This window comes from Streptomyces sp. NPDC057702, from assembly GCF_042799315.1.
Lineage (GTDB): Bacteria > Actinomycetota > Actinomycetes > Streptomycetales > Streptomycetaceae > Streptomyces.
In genome coordinates this window covers 186,392-205,548 of sequence record NZ_JBHVJC010000010.1, presented here as the reverse complement: position 1 = coordinate 205,548, position 19,157 = coordinate 186,392, and the positions used below count along the sequence as shown (strand labels likewise).

The window sequence follows — 19,157 nt, the reverse complement described above, 5'->3', positions numbered from 1 at the left end:
GGTGCTGGGGTGGGTCGTTTCGCGTGGGCTGGGCGGGTTGGCCTGGTTGGTCTCGTCCTTGGGCTGCTTCGTCGGCGCCACCGTGTCCCCCGATCCGGTGTCTGGTGCAGGAGGGCTGCGCTCGGTGGGACGTCGGCCCGGGTGGCGGCGGTTGCGGCACCTCGCCGTCAACAGGCCGTGGGGTCCCCCGCTGAGGCGATTGTGCCCGGTCCGGGGGTCGCGTACCCGCGTGCGAAGATGTGCGCGGACATCGGCGGCTGGTCGGAAGGGACGGGCGGGGTGAGCGAGAGTCAGAACCTCCTCGCGGAGCAGCGGCGCGCCCTGATTCTCGATGAGGTCAGGCGACACGGCGGCGCGAGGGTCAACGAACTCACGCGCAAGCTCAAGGTGTCGGACATGACGGTGCGCCGGGACCTGGACGCGCTGGCGCGGCTCGGTGTGGTGGAGAAGGTGCACGGCGGGGCCGTGCCGATCGCCGAGGCGAGCACGCACGAGCCGGGGTTCGAGGCGAAGTCCGGGATGGAGCTGAGCGCGAAGGAGGACATCGCCCGCGCGGCGGCTCCGCTCGCGGCGCCGGGCTCGGCGATCGCGCTGTCCGGCGGCACGACGACGTACGCGCTGGCGCAGCACCTGGTGGACGTGCCGGGGCTGACCGTGGTGACCAACTCGATGCGCATCGCCGACGTCTTCCACAGCGCGCGGCGGGCCGCCGACGCCGCGGGCGAGGGGGGCGGGGGCCGGGAGCGGTCGTTCGGCGCGGCGACGGTGGTGCTGACCGGTGGGGTGCGGACGCCGTCGGACGCGCTGGTGGGCCCGGTGGCCGACGCGGCGATCCGCTCGCTCCACTTCGACGTGCTCTTCCTCGGTGTGCACGGCGTCTCGGCCGAGGCCGGTCTCTCGACGCCGAACCTGGCCGAGGCCGAGACCAACCGGCACTTCATCCGCTCCGCCCGACGGGTGGTGGTGGTCGCGGACCACACCAAGTGGGGCAAGGTGGGCCTGAGTTCGTTCGCCACGCTGGGCGAGGTGGACGTGCTGGTGACCGACGCGGGTCTCTCGCGCGCGGCGCGCGAGGAGACGGCCGAGCACCTGCGCGAGCTGGTCCTGGCCGGCGAGTAGCCCAGCGCGACGCCCCGGCGCCGCCACCGCCCCCACCCGGCTCCTCCGGCACACCCGCCCGCCGTCGGCGCCTTCGCCTGACCGGCGCCCGGACATCCCGCGCCCGCCTACCGCGGGCGCGCCTGCCGGCTCCGACGCGGCCGTGCCGCACCGCCCGTCGTCGCCGACCCGCTCCCGCCTGACACCACCTCACAGCCACGGCTGACGCGGGCTCAGCGCGGGGGCGCCGACCAGGCCAGGCCGGACCGGGTCGGAAGGGGCGATCAGCCGGCCGCGACCGGGGTGGCGGCGGAGCGCTCCAGGGGTGGCGCCGTGCGGGCGGCGTCCAGCCGCAGCGCGGTGACGGTGGGGGTCGGGCCGGCCGGCGGCTGGGGCAGGGCCCGCCCGACGGCGGGGCCGCGGGCGGGGCGGGCGGTGACGGGGCCGGCCGGCAACGCGAACCACACGGTCTTGCCGCCACCGTCGCGCGCCTGGCGTACGCCCCAGCTCTGGCTGACCGCGGCGATCAGCGCGAGCCCGCGCCCGTGGGTGCCCAGCGGGTCCCGCGCGGGGCTCACGGGTTCGCGGGCGTCGCCGTCGCGTACGGAGACGGTGAGCCGGTCGAGGAGCCAGACCAGGTCGACGGTGCAGCGCTTGTCGGGTTCGGCGTGCAGGTAGACGTTGGTCAACAGCTCGGAGACGCCGAGCGCGGCCGGTTCGACGAGCTGGTCCAGATGCCAGTAGCGCAACTGCGCCGAGACGATTCTGCGGACCTGGCCGATCCGCTCCGGCAGAGCCTGAAGCTCCACGGTGCACTGCCTGCTCGGGCTGTTGATCACGGCCGCGACTCCCTGGAGACGTAGGGCTAGCCTGCATCAGGTGCGGACGGAGAGGGGTGCGCCGGGGACATCCGCCGCGCACGACCAGCGCGCTGGTTCTCAGCGTGACCACTGGTGAACTCTCGGTGACACCACGATGCGTTCAGGGTCGCGTCCCGCACCCCGCCGCGCAACTCGCGGATCAGCTCGTACGCGGCTCGCCCTGCGCCGAGCGGATCACGTCCAGGAAGCGCCGGGCCGCCGCGGAGCCGTCCGGTGCCCCCGTGTCGCGCTGACCGAGGGTCAGCACGTACCGGGTACCGTTGACGATGGCGCGCGCCTGGTCACGGGCGGCGAACCAGGGTTTGCCCGCCTGCACCGAGCGCAGCGGCGCGCTGTCGATCTCACCGCCGTAGCTGTTCAGCAGCTCCAGTCTGCCGTCCCTGATGAGCACCTGTCCGGCACGGGTCACCGATCGCAACGATCGTTCGATCCGCACTCCGGTCGCGTTGAACTCGGCCTCCGCCACGATCCCCGCCTCCCCATCGCCCCGGGCCGCCGGGCCCGCCGGCCGCCCGCTGTTCGGCCTCGCCTCACCCTATGTCCAAGGGGCAGTCTGCCTGCCGGGCGGGCCGGGCACCAGAGCCGCTTTATGATCGAAATCGGGTCAGGTCCACCGCCGGTCCCGAGGAACAGCGCGAGGAGTGGCATGGACAACACCGAGACGGTCGACGTGGACCGCACCGACCTCGCCTACCGCACGTGGCTCAACGAGGCGGTACGCAAGGTCCAGGCCGACGCCAACCGTTCGGCCGACACCCATCTGCTGCGCTTCCCGCTGCCCGAGCGGTGGGGCATCGATCTCTACCTCAAGGACGAGTCCACCCACATCACCGGCAGTCTCAAGCACCGGCTAGCCCGCTCGCTGTTCCTGTACGGGCTGTGCAACGGCTGGATCCGCCCCGGCAAGCCCGTCATCGAGGCGTCCAGCGGCTCCACGGCCGTCTCCGAGGCGTACTTCGCGAACCTGATCGGGGTGCCGTTCATCGCCGTGGTGCCCCGGACGACCAGCCGGGAGAAGTGCCGCCTGATCGAGTTCCACGGCGGCCGGTGCCACTTCGCGGACGACCCGCGCACCCTGTACGCCGAGTCCGCCGCGCTGGCCACCGCCACCGGCGGCCACTACATGGACCAGTTCACCTACGCCGAGCGGGCCACCGACTGGCGGGGCAACAACAACATCGCCGAGTCGATCTACCAGCAGCTTCGGCTGGAGCGCTATCCGGAACCGAGCTGGATCGTGGCCACGGCGGGCACCGGGGGGACCTCGGCCACGATCGGCCGGTACGTGCGCTACCTCCAGCACCAGACGCTGGTGTGCGTCGCCGACCCGGAGAACTCCTGCTTCTTCGACGGCTGGGTCACCGGTGACGCCGACGCGTGCAGCGAGAGCAGTTCGCGCATCGAGGGCATCGGGCGTCCCCGGATGGAGCCCAGTTTCGTGCCCGGCGTCATCGACCGGATGATGAAGGTGCCGGACGCGGCGAGCATGGCCGCCCTGCGCACCCTGGAGGGTGCCATCGGCCGCCGGGCGGGCGGTTCCACCGGCACCGGGCTGTGGAGCGCGCTGCGGATCGTCTCCGAGATGGTCGCGCAGGGGCGCACCGGCAGCGTGGTCACGCTGCTGTGCGACCCGGGCGACCGCTATCTGGACAAGTACTACTCCGACGCCTGGCTGGCCGAACAGGGCCTGGACATCGCGCCGTACGCCGCGACGTTGGAGCACTTCCTGGCCGAGGGCCTGTGGCGGTAGCGGCGGTGGCCGACCGCGCGGCCGGGCGGGGGTGCCCGCTCGCGCGGTCGGCGCGGGGTGCGCGCTAGTCGGTGGCGAGGGCGCGCAGCACGTCGAGCCGGGCGGCCCGGCGGGCGGGGCGCAGCGCGGCCAGCGCGCCGGCGCTCACGCCCACCAGGGCCACGACGGCCAGCGGCAGCGGCGGGAGAGCGAAGGTGCCCTCGCCCGCGCTGGCCGTGACCCGTACCAGAGCCCAGCCCAGGAAGCCGCCGAGGGTGAGCCCGCCGAGGGTGCCGAACGCGGCGACCAGCACCGCCTCCCAGCGCACCATCGCGCGCAGTTGGGCGCGGGTCTGGCCGACGGCGCGCAGCAGGCCCAGTTCGCGGGTGCGTTCGTGCACGGCCAGGGTGAGGGTGTTGGCGATGCCGAGCAGGGCGATCAGCACGGCCAGCGCCAGCAGCGCGTAGACCAGGGTGAGCATCATGTCGATGCCGCCCGCCGAGGACGCCGCCCACTCCTGGCGGGTCTGCACCTCGGGGTCGCCCCGCCGCTCGGCGACCCGCTCGACGGCCCGCTTGCCCTCGGAGGTGGGCACGCCGTCCCGGAAGGAGACGGCGATCAGGGTGTCGGCGTCCTGCGTCCGGTGCGGGGCCCAGGCCTGACGGGTGATGAGGTAGTCGCCCGCCAGGTCCTTCTCCTCGTACACCGCGCGCACCGTGAACGTCTGTCGGGCGCCGTCGGTGAAGGCGAGCCCGACGCGGCTGCCGACCCGCCACCGGTGTGCCCCGGCCTCGCTGGCCGACACGGCCAGGCCGGTGGGGCCCAGGTCGGCGAGGGCGCCACGGATCGTGCCCAGGTCCAGCACGGCGGAGAGGGCGGCCGGGTCGGTGACGGTGAGTTCCCGGCCGCCGGCGCCGTCGACCTTCGCCACGCCACGGCCGAGCCCCAGGGCGGTGTCCACCTCGAGCAGCCGGTCCAGCGCCGGCGCGAGCGTGGGGCTCAGGCCCGCGCCACCGCCGCCGAACGCCGGGACGCTGACCGCCACGTCGCCCGCGAAGGTCCGCGCGACGGTGTCGTTGAGCGTCGCCTTCAGGGACGCGGCGAAGACCGTGAACAGCGACACCACGGTGACGCCGATCATCAGCGCGGTGGCGGTGGCGGCCGTCCGCTGGGGGCCGCGCAGCGCGTTGCGTCCGGCGAGCGCGCCGCTGATCCCGCGCAGCGCGCCGAGCGGGCCGCTCAGGACGCGGACCACCAGCGTGCAGGCCACCGGGCCCAGGACCACGAAGGCGGCCAGCGTGGCGACGGCACCCACGGCGGTCAGCGTCATCGACGGCTCGCCCGCCAGCGCGGCCCACGCGGTGCCGCCGATGCCGGCGGCGCCCAGCGCGACCCCGCCCAGGGCGCGGGTCCGGGAGGCTCCCGAGTGGTCGACGGCGCTCTCGCGCAGCGCGGCCAGCGGGGCGGTGCGCCCGGCGCGCAGCGCGGGCGACAGCGCCGAGCCCACGCAGACCAGCACGCCCACGGCCAGCGGCAGCGCCCACGACAGCGGCCTGACGACCAGGTCGCCCTCGGGGAAGGGGAAGCCGACGGCGGGGAAGAGCGCGCCCAGGCCGGCCGCGAGGCCGATGCCGCCGAGCAGTCCGACCAGCGAGGCCAGCACGCCGACGGCGCTCGCCTCCAGGAGCGCGCCGGCCATCACCTGGCGGCGGGCCGCGCCGAGGGCGCGTAGCAGCGCGTTCTCGCGGGTGCGCTGGGCCACGACGATGGCGAACGTGTTGTGGATGCTGAAGGTGGCCACCAGGAGGGCGATGCCGGCGAAGACCAGCAGCAGCGCGGTGAACATGGTGAGGAAGGTGCCGGAGATCTGGTCCAGGTTCTCCTCGGCCGACTGCTCGCCGGTGATGGCCTCGACGCCCCGGGGCAGCACGCGCTCCAGCCGCTCGACCAGGTCGCGCTGGCTGACGCCCGGCCGCGCGCGCACCTGGATGCTGGCGGCCCGGCCGGGCCGGGCCGTCAGGTGCCTCTCGGCGTCGGCCCGGGTCAGGCCGGTGAAGGTGACCTGGCCCATGCCGTCCTCGCCGCCGAAGGAGGCCAGGCCCACGATGCGGATCGGCAGGGGCTCGGGGGTGCGCAGCACGGTGGTGTCGCCGATGGCCAGGTCGCCGGCCTTGGCGGCGCCCCGGTTGATGACGGCCTCGCCCGGCGCCCTGGGGGCGCGCCCGGCGGTGAGTCGGTAGGCGTTCAGGTCGGGGTCGGCGATCCAGTTGCCGGCCAGGGTGGGTGGACCCTTGCCGCCGATGCCCTCGCCGTCCTTGCCGACGAGTTGGCCGGCGCCCTGGATGGTGGGTTCGGCCGCCGCGACGCCGTCCACCCGCTCAAGGGCGCGGGTCAGGGAGGTGGGGACGGGTTCGCGGGTGCCGGCGGCGTTTCCGGGGGTGGTGATGGCGTTCGCGCCGCGTACGACGGCGTCGGTGCCGCTGGTGGCGTTGCCGAAGAGGGTGTCGAAGCTGGCGCGCAGCGTGTCCCCCATGACGAGGGTGCCGCCGAGGAAGGCCACGCCGAGCAGTACGGCGACGAAGGTGCCGGCGAAGCGCCGACGGTGGGCCCGCAGCGAGGCCAGGGCGAGGCGCGCGGTGGCGCGGTGGCCGTTCACTCGGTCGCCTTCCCGGTGGCCTCGGAGGCTCGGTCCAGCGCCATGAGGCGGTCCATCACGCGTGCGGCGCTCGGCTCGCTCAGGCGGTCCACCAGGCGCCCGTCGGCCAGCATGATCACCTCGTCGGCGTGGGCCGCGGCGACCGGGTCGTGGGTGACCATGACGACGGTGCGGCCCATGGTGCGCACGGCGCGGCCGAGCAGCCCGAGGACCTCCTGGCCGGAGCGGGAGTCGAGGTTGCCGGTGGGTTCGTCGGCGAAGACCACGTCGGGGCGGCCGGCGAGGGCGCGGGCCACGGCCACGCGCTGCTGTTGGCCGCCGGAGAGCTCGCTGGGCCGGTGGTGCAGCCGCCCGCCGAGGCCGACGACGTCGATGAGGCTGGCCAGCCAGTCGGGGTCGGCGCGCTGGCCGGCCAGGTCTCGCGGGAGGCTGATGTTCTCGGCCACGGTGAGGGTGGGGACCAGGTTGAACGCCTGGAAGACGAAGCCGACGCGTTCGCGGCGCAGCAGGGTCAGGCGGCGGTCGTCGAGGGTGCCGAGGTCGGTGTCCGCGACGAAGGCGGAGCCGGCGGTGAGGGTGTCGAGGCCGGCGGCGCAGTGCATCAGCGTGGACTTGCCGGACCCGGAGGGGCCCATGATCGCGGTGAACCGTCCGACGGGGAAGCCGACGCTCACCCCGTCCAGGGCCCGCACCTCGGTCTCGCCGGACCCGTAGACCCGGACGGCGTCGACCACGCCGGCGGCGTAGGCGGGGGCGTCGGCGCGGGTGCCCCGCGCGGGCTGCTGGGCGGGCACGGGGGTGGGGCGGGCCCTCATGCCGCACCGCCGGCGACGTCGCGGCCGAACTCCTCGTTGAGGACGGACACTCGCCGCCAGTACTCCTCCTCGTCGATCTCCCCCGCCGCGAACCTGCGGCCGAGGACGGTCAGCGGCGAGTGCGCGGCGGGACCGCCGGGCGTCGCGGGCCGGACCCGGGCGCCACGGCCACGCCAGCCGGCACGTCGCAGCAGGGTGATGCCGCCACCGATGACCAGGGCCCAGACGAGCGGGAACAGCGGGATCCAGGGGCCGGGTCCGCCGCCGTCGGCCCCGGCGTGCGCGAGCGTGTTCATCGTGATCGGACTCCTCGGTGGTCGGGCGCTGTCTGTCACGGTCGAGCCTGCTCCGTGGCGGGCCCTGGGTCGTCGTACGGCCAGCGGCACCTGACGTACCCCACGGGGAGTAGCCACGGCCCGCCCGACTACCGCGCGCGGCGACCCTCGCCCACGGGGGCGCGCGGCGGGGGTCGGCCCGGCGGACGCGCGGGCGATCGCGGTGGGTTGGCGACGGTCGCACGGGAGTGATCGGGGGGTGATGGGGGGTGCGCGCAGCGTTGTACGGTGAGGGTTCTTGCGTGAGGGGAGCTGGGGCATGGGCACGGAGATCGGGCTCGCGCGGGTCATTCGCGGGCTGCGCGCGGAGCTGGCGGAGGCGATGGCCGACGGCGAGGACGAGACGATCAGGTTCCGCGTCGAGACCATCAGCCTCGATCTCCAGGTCGCCGTGGAGAACGCGCGCGAGGGGCACGCGGGGCTCAGGTTCTGGGTGGTGTCGGCCGACGGCGGCGCCTCCTCGACGACCACCACCACGCACTCCCTCTCGTTGCAACTGGCCGCCGAGACGGCCACCGGCGACCATGTGCGGATCGCCTCCCGGCCCGAACGGCGGCCGGACTGACGGTGGTCGCGGGGGACGATGGTGTGCGTGACCTGCCGGACCGGGCCGTCGAGGTGGTGCGGGTGGACCGGGCCGACGGCACCGTGCACTACGGCGGTTCGGGGTTCCTGCTGACCGGCGAGCTGGTGCTGACCGCGCGGCACGTGGTGGACGACGGGGCCTTCGCGTACCGGGTGATGCGCCCGGGGCCGCGCCGGGGCGCGAGCGAGGCCGACGTCGAGTTGGTGGTGCCGGACGCCGGGCGGGACCTGGCGCTGCTGGTGCTGGCCGACGCCGTGGACACGCTGGCGCCGATGCGCTTCGGGCGGCTGCCCAACGCCCTGGGCACGGTGCCCTTCCACGCCATGGGCTTTCCCCGGTACGCCCGCGAGGCCGGCCGACCCCGCCGCCGGCAGACCACCGGCACCATCCAGCTCGCCTCGCGGCCCGACGCCGACGGCCTCGACCTGTGGCACGACACCGCGCAGCCGGAGACGCTGGCCGGGCCCGGCTCACCCTGGGAGGGGTTCTCCGGGGCGGCGGTGCTCGGTCCGCGCGGGCCCGGGGCCGACACCCCCCACCTGATCGTCGGCGTCTACGCCTCCCACCTCACCCCGGCCGGGACCCGCTCCACCGTCGCCACCCGCGTCGACGGCCTCGCCGGCGCCGGCAAGGTCGCCCGCTACCTGCGCGCCCACGAGGTCGATCCGGAGCCGCTGGAGGTCCCGCTGCCCGGTGGCGCCCCGCGCGCCCTGCCCAGCAACGTGCGCACCCACGAGAGCGTGCTGACCAAGTTGCGGGGCACGCACAGCTACCTGCTGCCCGAGCACCTGCCGTTCGTCAGCCCCGGGCCGCACAGCGAGGCGGCGCCGACGCGGCTGCTGGAGCGACTGGTGGACCCCGAACGCGGGCGCGGGGTGCTGCTGGTGGGCGCGGCGGGCACCGGCAAGACGCGGACCTGCTTCGAGGTGGCACAGGCCGCGCACGACAGCGGCTGGCACGTCCTGCACGTGCGCACCGACCGCCAGCGTTCGCTGACCGTGGCCCATCTCGAAGCGGCCGTCCTCGACGCCGGCCAGCCGCGCGTGCTGCTGGTCCTGGACTACCTCGACACCTGTGCCCAGCTCGATCTGGGCGCGCTGGCGGACGAGTTCATGCTGGGCGCGGCCGAGCGCGGCATCCAGGTGGCCTGTGTGGCCTCGACCAGGCCGGGCACGCTGCCGGTGCTGCGCAAGCGCGGCGTACGGCAGCTCTTCGACGAGGTGACGCTGCGTCAGGACAGTGGGCACCAGGCCGCCGTGATCGACGCGATGCTGCCGGTGGTCGCCCCGCGCGCCCTCGACGGGCTGGGCCAGCCCGCGCTGCGGGCGGCGTGCGGCAACCGGCCGATCATCGCGCTGCTGGTCGCCGCCCAGATCGAACGCCGCTACCGGGCCCGGCGGGATCTGCCGCACCTGTCCGGCTGGCGCAGTGACGACCTGTTGGCCTGGCTCGACCCCCGGCTCCAGGAGGACCGGCTGCGCCCCCCGGAAGTGGCCGACTGGGAGGCCGGCGACACCACCGGCCCCCCGCACCCGCCCAGCGACCGGCAGCTGGCCGCCACCGTGGCCGCCTACGCCTGCCCGCAGCCGCGCGAGGCGGTCGTCGCGGCCGTGGACGCCTTCCTGGACGGCCGCGACGGGGGCCTGGACGGCGAGTACGTCGTGCGCAGCCTGACCGAGCTCGGCTGGCTGGAGGAGCCGCACGAGGACCAGCTGATGGTGGTCCACGACATCGTCACCGACGAGCTCGTACGCCAACTGCTGCTGCCCGCCGGGCCGGTGCACCCGGACGCGGTGCGGGAGGTGTTCGCCACCTCGCTGATCAGCGCTCGCACCTTCGGCGGCTTCGCCGGTCACCTGGCCCGGCTGGCCGCCGACCTCGACGACGCCGACGGGCGCCGGGTGGCCCGGCTCAGCGGCGACTGGCTGCGCCGGGACGCGCCGCGCGTGGGCGCCCTGCTCAAGCGCTCCGGCGAGGAGGGCCGCCAGGCGCTGCTCACCCTGCTCAGCCGCCGCCCCTGGCAGTCGACGGTGGACGAGGTCTGGGACGAGCTGGCGCAGCCGTGGGTGGACCGCGAGAGGGACTCCCCCACCGCGCGCACCCTGTTGGCCCAGGCCGTCGAGTCGGCCACCACCCCGGTGCCCAAGCAACTGGTGGCGGCGGCCCTGACCTGGCTGTACCGCAGCGGGTCCGGGGCGGACTCCTCGCACCACGTCATCCACGCGCTGCTGGAGCGGCGCGACCTGCCCCCGGAGGACGAGGAGCCGGTCGCGGACTACGCGCTGGCCTGGCTGGAGCTGTGGAAGCGGCACCGCTCGGCACGGTTCGTGATCGCCGCGCTGCTGCGCGAGGACCGGACCCTGGCGGCCGGGCGACTGCTGGCGGCGGGGCAGCACGCCTTCAGCTGGCTCCACGTCCACCACACCTCGGACGCCGCCCACGTGTTGCACCGGCTGCTCTCGCGCACCGACCTGGACCACACCGCCGCGCGGCGCGCCATCTCGGCCGCGCTGGCCTGGATCGGCCACGGCCACGGCGTCCAGCGCGTCGCCAGCTTCGTGGTGGCCCCGCTGGTCGACCATCCCGAACTCAGCCGCCAGCAGTACAAGCAGACCGCGGGTATCGCGTTGACCTGGCTGGCGCACAACGAGGCGGAGCCGGTGGCCCGGTTCGTGCTGCGGGCCCTGTTGCGCCGGGAGGACCTGGCGGAGCTGCGCGCGGGGCGCGCCGTGGACCAGGCGGTGCTCTGGCTCCAGCACGGCCACGCCGAGTCCCTCGCGGCGGCCCAGGTGTTCGGCCCGCTGCTGCCCCACCACGCCCTGGCCGGCGAACAGCGCGCGCGAGTGGCCGAGATGGCGTGGACGTGGGTGTGCGCGTACGGCGCGAGCACGACCGCCGGCCATGTCGTACGCCCGCTGCTGGTGGACGCCCGGGCGCTGGTCCCCGGGCACGCGGCCGAGCTGGCCGAGCGCGCGTTGGCCTGGGCGCGGGAGCATCCACGGGCGCCGGAGGCCGCCGCGGTGCTGTGCGCCCTGCTGTCCGGCGCGGCGACCGGCGAGCAGCTGCACCGCAGCGCCGACTTCGCCCTGTACTGGCTGGAGACCCACGGTGGCGACGCCGACGGCGCCGCCGTGCACCGTGCCGCCCTCTCCTGCCGTGGGCTGCGCCCCGACCAGGCGCGCCGCGCGGTCGACGCCACCCTGGTCTGGCTGCGCGACCACGCGCCCCGGGGGCCGGAGCCGGGCACGGGCGCGCTGCCCGCGCCGGCGCCGGGCACGGGCGAGGGCGCGGACCACACGCCGCCGCCCGGGGCCGGCCCCGCCGAGGAGGAGGCCGCCGAGGCCGGCGCGCCGGAGGGGCCCGTGGACGAGGTGGGGCCGACCCTGCGCGCGCTGCTGGCGACGGACGAGTCGCGGCGGGAGCGGCGGGAGCGCGCGATCGCCCATGCGACGCACTGGCTCGGCCAGCCCTGGCGGCACCGGGACCGCGGCTTCCTGTGGTTGCGCGTGCTGCGGGAGCGCGGTTGGAGCGGCGGCGCCCGAGGCTGGCCGCAGGGTGACGCGCCGCTGACCGCCCCGGACTTGAGCGACCTGGCCGCGCTGTTGGACCAGCCGGACCTGACGGCGGCCGAGGCGGACTTCCTGGTCGACCGGGCGCTGGCCGGCGGCCTCGACACGGACACCCCGGTGCGCGCCCGGCGCGCCGCCGTCACCGCCGTGCTGCGCCAACCCCGGCTCTCCCCCCGGCAGGAGGCGACCGCCGGTGAGCAGGCCACCCGCCTGGTGGCCGCCGAGCACGTCGGCGGGGTGCTGCCGCCGCTGCTCGCGCTGCTCGACCGGGCGCTGCCCGAGGCCGACGCGGCGCGGGCCACCGCGCTCGGGTTCGACTGGCTCGCCGCGTGCGAACGGGCCGCCGACGCGCCCCGGGTGCTGTTCGCGCTCGCCCGTCGCCACGGGCTCACCGACGCGCGGCGGGGGGCGCTGAACGTCCACGCGCTGAACTGGTACGCGGTCAACTCCGAACGCCCGTGGGCGCCGGAGGTCCGGACGTTCCTGACCGACCACGGCGACGACGCGTTCGGCGCCTGGTTACGCGGCGTCGAGGAGACCCGCGCCTGGCTGCTGACCCACCCGGAGGACCCCGAGCGCGGCGCCGTGCTGCTCCGCCTGCTGGCCCGCCCCGACGAGGCCCACCGTCCGCCCCCCGAGGCCGGCGGGAACACCTCCGGCGAGGCGGGCGCGGGCGCGCCTGTCGACGCGGATGGGGACGCGTCCGCCCGCGCGGGCGAGGCCCCCTCCCCCGGGCCGGTGGACGCGACCGGGGCGGCACAGCCCGAGGGGAGAGGCCCGGATCCGGCGCCCCCGTGGCCCGCGGACGGGCCGACCGAGGGCGCGCTGGATCGGCGCCTGATGCTCTCGGCCGTGCACGCCGCGCTGACCTCCGTGCTGAGCTGGCGGGACTTCGTGGCCCTGCTGGCCAACGAGGAGCTACGCCCCGAGCAGCGGCGGGCCGTGGCCGGCCAGGCGCTGGCGTATCTGCGCTCCCCCGAGGTGGTCAAGGCCCGGCTGGTGATCATCGAGCTGCTGCGTACGCCGGAGCTGAGCGCCGAGCAGCGGTGGGACGCGGCCGAGGAGGCGCTGACGCTGCTGACCCGTACCAGCGGCAGGACGTTCAAGACCCGCCCGGTGCTGCTGGCCCTGCTGCGCGCCCGCGACCTGTCGCCCGAGCACGAACAGGCCGCGATCGAACGGGCCCTGCGGCAGGTGGACGGTGCCGAGACCAGCGAGGCCAAGCCGCTGCTGCGACTGCTGCTCGGCAAGCGCCTGACCGCCGAACAGGCCGCGCGCGCCATCGACCACGGTCTGGCCTGGCTGCTGGGCCGCGAGCCGGTGGGTGGTGTCGGCTCGCTGGTGGCGGCGCTGCTGGAGCGCGAGGAGTGCACCCCCGCCCAGTGGCGGGTGGCCACCGCGTACGCCCGCCAGTGGCTCGCGGCCAACCCGGAGCACACGGTGACCGAGCGCGTCGCCGACCGCCTCGCGACCCTGGCCGAGCGGCCACCACCCGCGCCGCCGGCGACACGCCCCGCCCCCGACACCCGCACAGCGGCCGGCGGCTGACGACGCGGGGGGGCGCATGGGGCGGGGCGCGGAGGCGCCACCCGCCCGCGCGCGGGATGGTCCGCGAAGCGCGGGGGTGCGCGCGGGCTCCATCGCCCGTTCGGGGGTGGGTGGTCGGGTCGTTCAGCCGCCGAGGGCCGCCAGCGGGTCGTCCAGGACCGGCTGCCAGGCGAGTTCGGCCGCGCCCACCAGACTGTTGTAGTCGAGCGTGCAGGGCAGGATGGGCACCCCGCCGCTGCGGCCCCACAGGCTGCGCTCCGCGACGACGGCACGCAGCCGCTCCGGGTCGGCGTCGAGCAGGTCGCGGTGGAGCCCGCCGAGGATGACACGGTCCGGGTTGAGGATGTTGACCAACCCGGCCAGGCCACGGCCCAGGCGCTCGACGAGCAGCTCGGTCGCGGCGCGCACGGTCGGGTCGGCGTACTCCTCGCGGAGCAGGTCGCGCGCCTGTTGGAGAAGGGAGACCTCCGGGCCGGGCGTGCGCCCGGCCGCGCTCAGGAAGGCCAGCGGGTCGGCCTCGACGTCCAGGCAGCCACGGCCGCCGCAGTGGCAGGCCCGGCCCTCCTCGCGCACCGTCAGGTGCCCGACCTCCAGGGCCAGCCCGGAACTGCCGGTGTGCAGGCGCCCGTCGAGCACCAGGGCCCCGCCCACACCACGGTGGCCGGTGGCCACGCAGAGCAGTTGCCGGGCGCCACGGCCCGCGCCGTGTCGGTACTCGGCCAGAGCCGCCAGGTTCACGTCGTTGCCGGCCTGGCCGACCGGCACCCCGGCGGCATCGGGCGTCACCGCGCCCGACCGGGTCGCCACCGCTCCGCCCGGCCCGGGAACGCCCGCGCGGGCGAGGCTGCGCCGGAACAGGTCGCGCACCGGCGCGCCCGCCTGCCAGGCGACGTGCAGCGGGTTGAGCGCGGTGCCCTCGGGTTCGGCGACGGCCGAGGGCACGGCGAGCCCCGCGCCCAGGCAGCGGCGCCCGCTCTCGCGGAGCAGCCCGGCGCCGGCCGCGACGACGGCGTCGAGCACGGCCGCCGGGTCGGCGGGTACGGTCATACAGCCCGGCGCCGTGGCGACGATCTGACCGCCGAGGCCCACCAGCGCCGCGCGGAAGCCGTCCACGTGCACCTGTGCGGCGAGTACGACGGGGCCGTCGGGAGCGACGGTGAGCCGGTGCGAGGGGCGGCCCTGGGTGCCGGCCGCCGCCCCGGGGCGGGAGTCCACCCGGATCAGGCCGAGCGCCTCCAGTTCGGCGGCGACGGCTCCCGCGGTGGCGCGGGTCACACCGAGCTCGGCGGTGAGGACCGCGCGCGTGGGCGCGCGTCCGGTGTGTACGAGCTCCAGCGCCGGGCCGAGGGCTCCGCGGCCCCGCTCCAGTCTTGTCCGTGTCTGGGTCACGCACCTATTCTGGCTTTGTGCCGACGCGAAACAAAATACGGACGGCCACTCCGTGGGGGCGGAGGAACGCCACCGTAGACCCCGCCATCCGTCGCCTGCGGGCGGCACTCACCCTCTTCTTCGCTCTGGACGGCTTCGTCTTCGCCGGCTGGGTGGTCCGCGTTCCGGCCATCAAGGACCGGACCGGGGCCTCCACCGGGGATCTCGGGCTCGCCCTGCTGGGCATCTCCGCCGGCGCGGTGGCCACCATGGTGATCACCGGTCGGCTCTGTCAGCGCTACGGCCACCAGCCGATGACCGTCGTCGCCGCCGTCCTGATGTCCCTGAGCGTCGCCCTGCCGGCGCACGCCCACTCCACGCTCGCCCTCGGCCTGGTCCTGCTCCTCTTCGGGGTCGGCTACGGCGGTCTGAACGTGGCGATGAACAGCGCGGCCGTGGATCTGGTGGCCGCGCTACGCCGACCGGTCATGCCCACCTTCCACGCCGCGTTCAGCCTCGGCGGCATGCTGGGCGCCGGCCTCGGCGGCCTGGTCGCGGGACGAGTTCCGGTCACCACGCACCTGGCCGCGCTCACCGTGTGCGGCCTGGCGCTCACCGCGTTCGCCGGCCGCGCGCTGCTCGCCCACCCGATCCCCCCGCGCCACCACACGTCCCCGGCCGCACCCGGTGGAACCACCACTGGGAGCGCCGCCACCGGCGGGGTGGGCGCGGCGGAGCGGGCGGCGGGCGCGCGAGCGGCCCGACGCGCCCGGGGGCTGGTCGCCGTCCTCGGGCTCATCGCCCTCTGTACGGCCTACGGCGAGGGGGCGCTGGCCGACTGGGGCGCCCTCCACCTGGAACAGGACCTCCACGCACATCCGGGCCTGGCCGCGGCCGGCTACTCGGTCTTCGCCGCCACGATGACCCTCGGCCGACTGACCGGCACGGCCGTGCTGGAGCGCCTGGGCCAGACGCGCGCCCTGGTGGCGGGCGGCGCGACAGCCGCCGTCGGCATGCTCGCCGGCTCCCTGGCTCCCACCGTCTGGCTGACCCTGCTCGGCTTCGCGGTCACCGGGCTCGGCCTGGCCAACATCTTCCCCGTCGCCGTCGAACGAGCGGGGGCGCTGGCCGGTCCGAGCGGCGTCGCCACCGCGTCCACCTTCGGCTACGGCGGCATGCTCTGCGGCCCGCCGGCCATCGGGTTCCTGGCCGACTGGTTCTCCCTGCCCACGGCGCTGACCACGGTGGCGCTGCTCGCGGCGATCGCCGCGAGCGTCGCCTACGCCGCCCGCCACGCGCTCCACCCACCGGCCGGCTGACCCTCACCCGTCCCGGTACGCCCCGCCCCGTGCCCGCCACCACCGCCAGCCAGCGCGGGGTGCCGGCCGGGGCGGGACCACGGGGGCGCGACCGGCCCGCCGCCGGGCCCCCGCCCTGCCCCGCCCCCGTCGGCCCTCACATCACGCGCGGCGCCGGGTGGGAGAGGCGGTGGCGCGGCCGGTGGCGTCGGCGTACGGATCGCACCAGGACGGCGTCCAGGGCGGGCCGCGAGCTGACTCGGATCAGCGGGGCCCGAGGCGGGCGGAGGGCTACCCGAAGGGGTGGGGCGGGCCGGCCGACGGGTCGAGGGCGGGTGGATGGGTCGGGTGCGGGAGGGGCGTCGCGCGAGGCTGAGCCTGGTGGCGGTATGCGGGGGGCGCGGCCAAGCGGTGGGCGCGGCGTGCGGGGGCGGGCGCGGCTGCGGGGGCGTCGGAGTGGGGCTCGTCCGGGTGGGGTGGCGAGGGGCACCGGGGCGCTGGGCCGCTGGGGAAGGCTGGGGTTCGGCCTGTTGGCGCGGCGCTCGCTGGTGGCTCGCGCAGGGCTCTGGCCGGATACGTTCCGAGCGGCCCGCGCCGTAGGCCAGCCCACGTCGCGTACCGCGTCGCCCCGTATGCCGGCCCGCGCCGCAGGCCGGTGCACACCGCGTGACTGCCGGCGCGGCGCGGGGCCGCGCGCGGGCGCCCGTCGGCGCGCGGGTGGGGCGCGACCCGGTAGTGGCCGGCCCCGGCCCAATCGACCGCGTCACCCCGGCCTCGGGGGCGGGCCGCCCCGGGCCCACCCGGTCCGGCGGCCTCGGTGACGAGGCGATTGTCAGTGCCCGCTGACACACTCGACGCATGGAGATCGCACGGCTGGTCGAGACCCTCGACCGCGAGGGCACGCGGCTCGGTGACGCCGCGGAGCGGGCCGGATGGCGGGCGCGGGTGCCCAGTTGCCCCGACTGGACGGTGCACGACCTCGTGACCCACGTCGGCCGGGTGCACCGGTGGGCCACCGGGTTCGTCGCGCGGGCCCAGACCGCTCCCCACCGCGCGCCCGAGGACCCGGAGCTGACGGGGCCCGCCCTCCTGGCCTGGTACCGGACCGGCCACGCCGCACTGGTGGCGGCGCTGCGCGCCGCTCCGGAGGACCTGGAGAGCTGGACCTTCTTCGCCGCGCCGACGCCGCTGGCCTTCTGGGCGCGACGCCAGGCCCACGAGACCACGGTGCACCGGGTCGACGCCGAACTGGCCCTGGACGGCGGCCTCTCGATCATCGACACGGACTTCGCCGCCGACGGCATAGCCGAGCTCCTGACGGGTTTCCACGGCCAGGGGCGCAGCCGGGTGCGGGCGACGCGGCCCGGCGTGCTGCGGCTGCTCGGTACGGACACGGGCGAGCGCTGGACGCTCCGGCTGTCCGAGGATCCGCTGACCGTGGAGCGGGACGAGCCCACTCCGGGCCGGCGCACCCCGGCGGACGCGGGCGAGCGGCTCGGCCCGGCGGAGTGCGCGTGGATCGGTGCGACGGCCGACCTCTACCTCACGCTGTGGAACCGCCCGCCGAGCGGTGTCGTACGGACAGTGGGCGACGCCTCCCTCGCCGAGCTCTGGCGTGCGACGTCAGCGATCAGCTGAGGTGTACGACGTACGCCGACCCGGCCGGGCCCGCCGTCGGGCCGGTGGCCGGCCGCCGGGTCCGCCCGGCGGCGGGAGGGTCGACCCGCCGGGCCCGCGCACCCGCTGGCCGCCCCGCGCGCGAGCCGTGGGTGGACGGGGACGGGTGAGCGGCCGTGGCGGGGGCGGGAGGATGGCCGGGGTGGATTCGGCCCGGAGTGGCGCTCGGGAGACGAGGGTGAGGCGGCCAGGGATGGTGGCGGAGTGAGCGACATCGGTGAGCCTCGGGGGCGGACGGCGCGAGGGCTGCGGGGTGGCAGGCCGCCGCGCGGGGTGGTGCGGCCTGCCGTGGTGCGGTCGACGGTCATACCAGCCGGCGCCGGCACGTCCCGGCCACGCGCGCTGGACTCCCGCCGATCCGGTCGCCGGGCGACAGGCGCCACCCGCCCCGGCCACTCGCGCACGGGGCTCTCTCCGACGCGTACGGGCCCAGGGGCCCGAGCCGGTCGCGCGACAGGGCGTGCGGGCGCGTGCGGCGGGAGGCCCGGACGGCCGGGAGCGCGCGTGTTCGCCGGGGCGCGCCGCGGTCCACGAAGCGAGCCCTGCGGGCCGCCCACCGGGCGGGGCCCGGCTCGCGGATCGCGCGGCGGACCGGGGGGTGGGCCGTGACCGCTGACCACGCGCCGGGCACCGGGGACTTTGGCTGGCGGTGCGCCGGACTGCGCTGGACTCCCGCCGCCGAACCCGCCCTGCTGTGGCGCCACCCCGTCCACGGCGAGCGCTCCTCCGCCCTGTCCCGGGGCCGGGCCGTCGCGTTCACCACGGGCGCGGCGCGGCACTGCGTCGGGGTGCGCAGGGGCGCCCGGCACACGGCCTGCCCCACCCTCGCGACGGTCCCCTTGGCGGCGGTGTCCGCGCAGTGCCCGGAGTGCGCGCGACTCGACCGGTCGTACTCCGTGGCGGCCGACACCCGGGCCGACGACCCGCGCCCCTACGACGTCTACCTCGCCTGGTTCGGCCCCGGCGCGATCAAGGTGGGCATCACCGCGACCGAGCGCGAGGGGGTCCGGCTGCTCGAACAGGCCGCGCTGTCCTACGTCCTGCTCGGGCGCGGCCCGCTGATGGCCGCACGGCGCGCCGAGGCGGTGCTGGGGGCGGCCCTCGCCGTCCCCGACCGGATTCCGTACGCGGCCAAGCGGGCGGCCCGTGCCACCGCGCCGCCCCGGGCCGACCGGGCGGCCGAGCTCGCCGCGCTGCACGAGCGGGCGCGCGCCCTGGCCGCGCTGCCGGACTCGTTGCGCCCGCTGCCCTGTGAACCGGTGCACCACGACGCGGCCTTCGCGCTCGGCCGCCGCCGCCCGCCCGGTCCGGTCGGGCTCGTGCGTCTGGCCCCGCACCGCACGGTCGTCGGCAGCGTCGAGGCGGTGGCGGGCCCCGACGTCGAACTGCTCGACGCGGACGGCCGCGCCCTGCTGCTGGACACGCGCCAGCTGGCCGGGTGGCCGCTGACGGCGGCCGACCCCAAGGGCGCCACCACAGCGCCGGTGCACCTGGCCGCGAGCGCGCCCCCGCGACCGGAGGCCCTGTTCTGAGCCGCGCGCCCCTGTCCCCCAGGCGCGCGCCCCGGCGCGGGTGGCGCGCCCGCTGGTCGACAGCG

General features: G+C 76.5%; 13 protein-coding genes. 7 read left to right on the top strand and 6 right to left on the bottom strand.

The window, feature by feature from the left end:
* Positions 1-279: 279 nt before the first annotated feature.
* Positions 280-1,119 carry a DeoR/GlpR family DNA-binding transcription regulator gene (locus ACFVFR_RS10020; protein WP_383699381.1) on the top strand — a complete coding sequence of 280 codons (840 nt, stop codon included), beginning with the start codon at positions 280-282 and terminating at the stop codon, positions 1,117-1,119.
* A 263-nt stretch (positions 1,120-1,382) separates the two neighbouring features.
* Here the strand turns inward: ACFVFR_RS10020 and ACFVFR_RS10015 are convergent, their stop codons facing one another.
* Both ACFVFR_RS10015 and ACFVFR_RS10010 read right to left on the bottom strand, forming a co-directional pair.
* A complete protein-coding gene (locus ACFVFR_RS10015; protein WP_383699379.1) occupies positions 1,383-1,937 on the bottom strand; it encodes an ATP-binding protein in 555 nt (184 codons plus the stop codon).
* A 181-nt stretch (positions 1,938-2,118) separates the two neighbouring features.
* Positions 2,119-2,445, bottom strand: coding sequence for a hypothetical protein (locus ACFVFR_RS10010; protein WP_383699377.1), 327 nt, complete (start codon positions 2,443-2,445; stop codon positions 2,119-2,121).
* 180 nt (positions 2,446-2,625) lie between these two features.
* Here ACFVFR_RS10010 and ACFVFR_RS10005 point away from each other — a divergent pair, with 180 nt between their 5' ends.
* The gene (locus ACFVFR_RS10005; protein WP_383699375.1) at positions 2,626-3,729 is read left to right on the top strand and encodes a PLP-dependent cysteine synthase family protein; all 1,104 of its coding nucleotides are present in this window, start codon (positions 2,626-2,628) and stop codon (positions 3,727-3,729) included.
* 64 nt (positions 3,730-3,793) lie between these two features.
* Here ACFVFR_RS10005 and ACFVFR_RS10000 read toward each other — a convergent pair whose 3' ends face one another.
* Genes ACFVFR_RS10000 through ACFVFR_RS09990 form a run of 3 tightly spaced genes read right to left on the bottom strand, consistent with a single transcriptional unit; the run spans position 3,794 to position 7,475 of the window.
* Entirely contained in the window at positions 3,794-6,364 is a 2,571-nt protein-coding gene (locus tag ACFVFR_RS10000) for an ABC transporter permease (RefSeq protein WP_383699373.1), read from the bottom strand.
* A complete protein-coding gene (locus ACFVFR_RS09995; RefSeq protein WP_383699371.1) occupies positions 6,361-7,179 on the bottom strand; it encodes an ABC transporter ATP-binding protein in 819 nt (272 codons plus the stop codon). Before ACFVFR_RS09995 ends, ACFVFR_RS10000 begins: the two co-directional genes overlap by 4 nt.
* Positions 7,176-7,475 carry an SHOCT domain-containing protein gene (locus ACFVFR_RS09990; protein WP_383699369.1) on the bottom strand — a complete coding sequence of 100 codons (300 nt, stop codon included), beginning with the start codon at positions 7,473-7,475 and terminating at the stop codon, positions 7,176-7,178. The genes ACFVFR_RS09995 and ACFVFR_RS09990 overlap by 4 nt, the downstream gene beginning before the upstream one ends.
* 298 nt (positions 7,476-7,773) lie before the next feature.
* Here ACFVFR_RS09990 and ACFVFR_RS09985 point away from each other — a divergent pair, with 298 nt between their 5' ends.
* Entirely contained in the window at positions 7,774-8,079 is a 306-nt protein-coding gene (locus ACFVFR_RS09985; RefSeq protein WP_383699367.1) for a trypco2 family protein, read from the top strand.
* A gap of 23 nt (positions 8,080-8,102) precedes the next feature.
* On the top strand, positions 8,103-13,217 hold the full coding sequence (locus ACFVFR_RS09980; protein ID WP_383699365.1) for a trypsin-like peptidase domain-containing protein: 5,115 nt from the start codon (positions 8,103-8,105) through the stop codon (positions 13,215-13,217).
* A gap of 123 nt (positions 13,218-13,340) precedes the next feature.
* On the opposite strand, the gene ACFVFR_RS09975 is transcribed toward ACFVFR_RS09980, so the two are convergent.
* Positions 13,341-14,606, bottom strand: a complete 1,266-nt coding sequence (locus ACFVFR_RS09975) for an ROK family protein (RefSeq protein WP_383699363.1) — start codon at positions 14,604-14,606, stop codon at positions 13,341-13,343.
* Between the two features lie 17 nt (positions 14,607-14,623).
* Between ACFVFR_RS09975 and ACFVFR_RS09970 the strand changes: the two genes are divergently transcribed.
* The 3 genes from ACFVFR_RS09970 to ACFVFR_RS09960 all read left to right on the top strand — a co-directional run bounded on the left by ACFVFR_RS09970 (position 14,624) and on the right by ACFVFR_RS09960 (position 19,092).
* A complete protein-coding gene (locus ACFVFR_RS09970) occupies positions 14,624-15,904 on the top strand; it encodes an MFS transporter (protein ID WP_383699361.1) in 1,281 nt (426 codons plus the stop codon).
* A gap of 837 nt (positions 15,905-16,741) precedes the next feature.
* Positions 16,742-17,521, top strand: coding sequence for a maleylpyruvate isomerase family mycothiol-dependent enzyme (locus ACFVFR_RS09965; RefSeq protein WP_383699359.1), 780 nt, complete (start codon positions 16,742-16,744; stop codon positions 17,519-17,521).
* 644 nt (positions 17,522-18,165) lie between these two features.
* Positions 18,166-19,092 (top strand): DUF2797 domain-containing protein, encoded by a 927-nt coding sequence (locus ACFVFR_RS09960; protein ID WP_383699357.1) that lies wholly within the window; start codon positions 18,166-18,168, stop codon positions 19,090-19,092.
* The last annotated feature ends 65 nt before the right edge of the window (positions 19,093-19,157 follow it).

Bases quoted from the DNA above. Each gene is read 5' to 3' on its own strand.
- ACFVFR_RS10005 (WP_383699375.1), top strand. From the start codon at position 2,626: ATGGACAACACCGAGACGGTCGACGTGGACCGCACCGACCTCGCCTAC.
- ACFVFR_RS09995 (WP_383699371.1), bottom strand. From the start codon at position 7,179: ATGAGGGCCCGCCCCACCCCCGTGCCCGCCCAGCAGCCCGCGCGGGGC.
- ACFVFR_RS09990 (WP_383699369.1), bottom strand. From the start codon at position 7,475: ATGAACACGCTCGCGCACGCCGGGGCCGACGGCGGCGGACCCGGCCCC.
- ACFVFR_RS09985 (WP_383699367.1), top strand. From the start codon at position 7,774: ATGGGCACGGAGATCGGGCTCGCGCGGGTCATTCGCGGGCTGCGCGCG.
- ACFVFR_RS09965 (WP_383699359.1), top strand. From the start codon at position 16,742: ATGGAGATCGCACGGCTGGTCGAGACCCTCGACCGCGAGGGCACGCGG.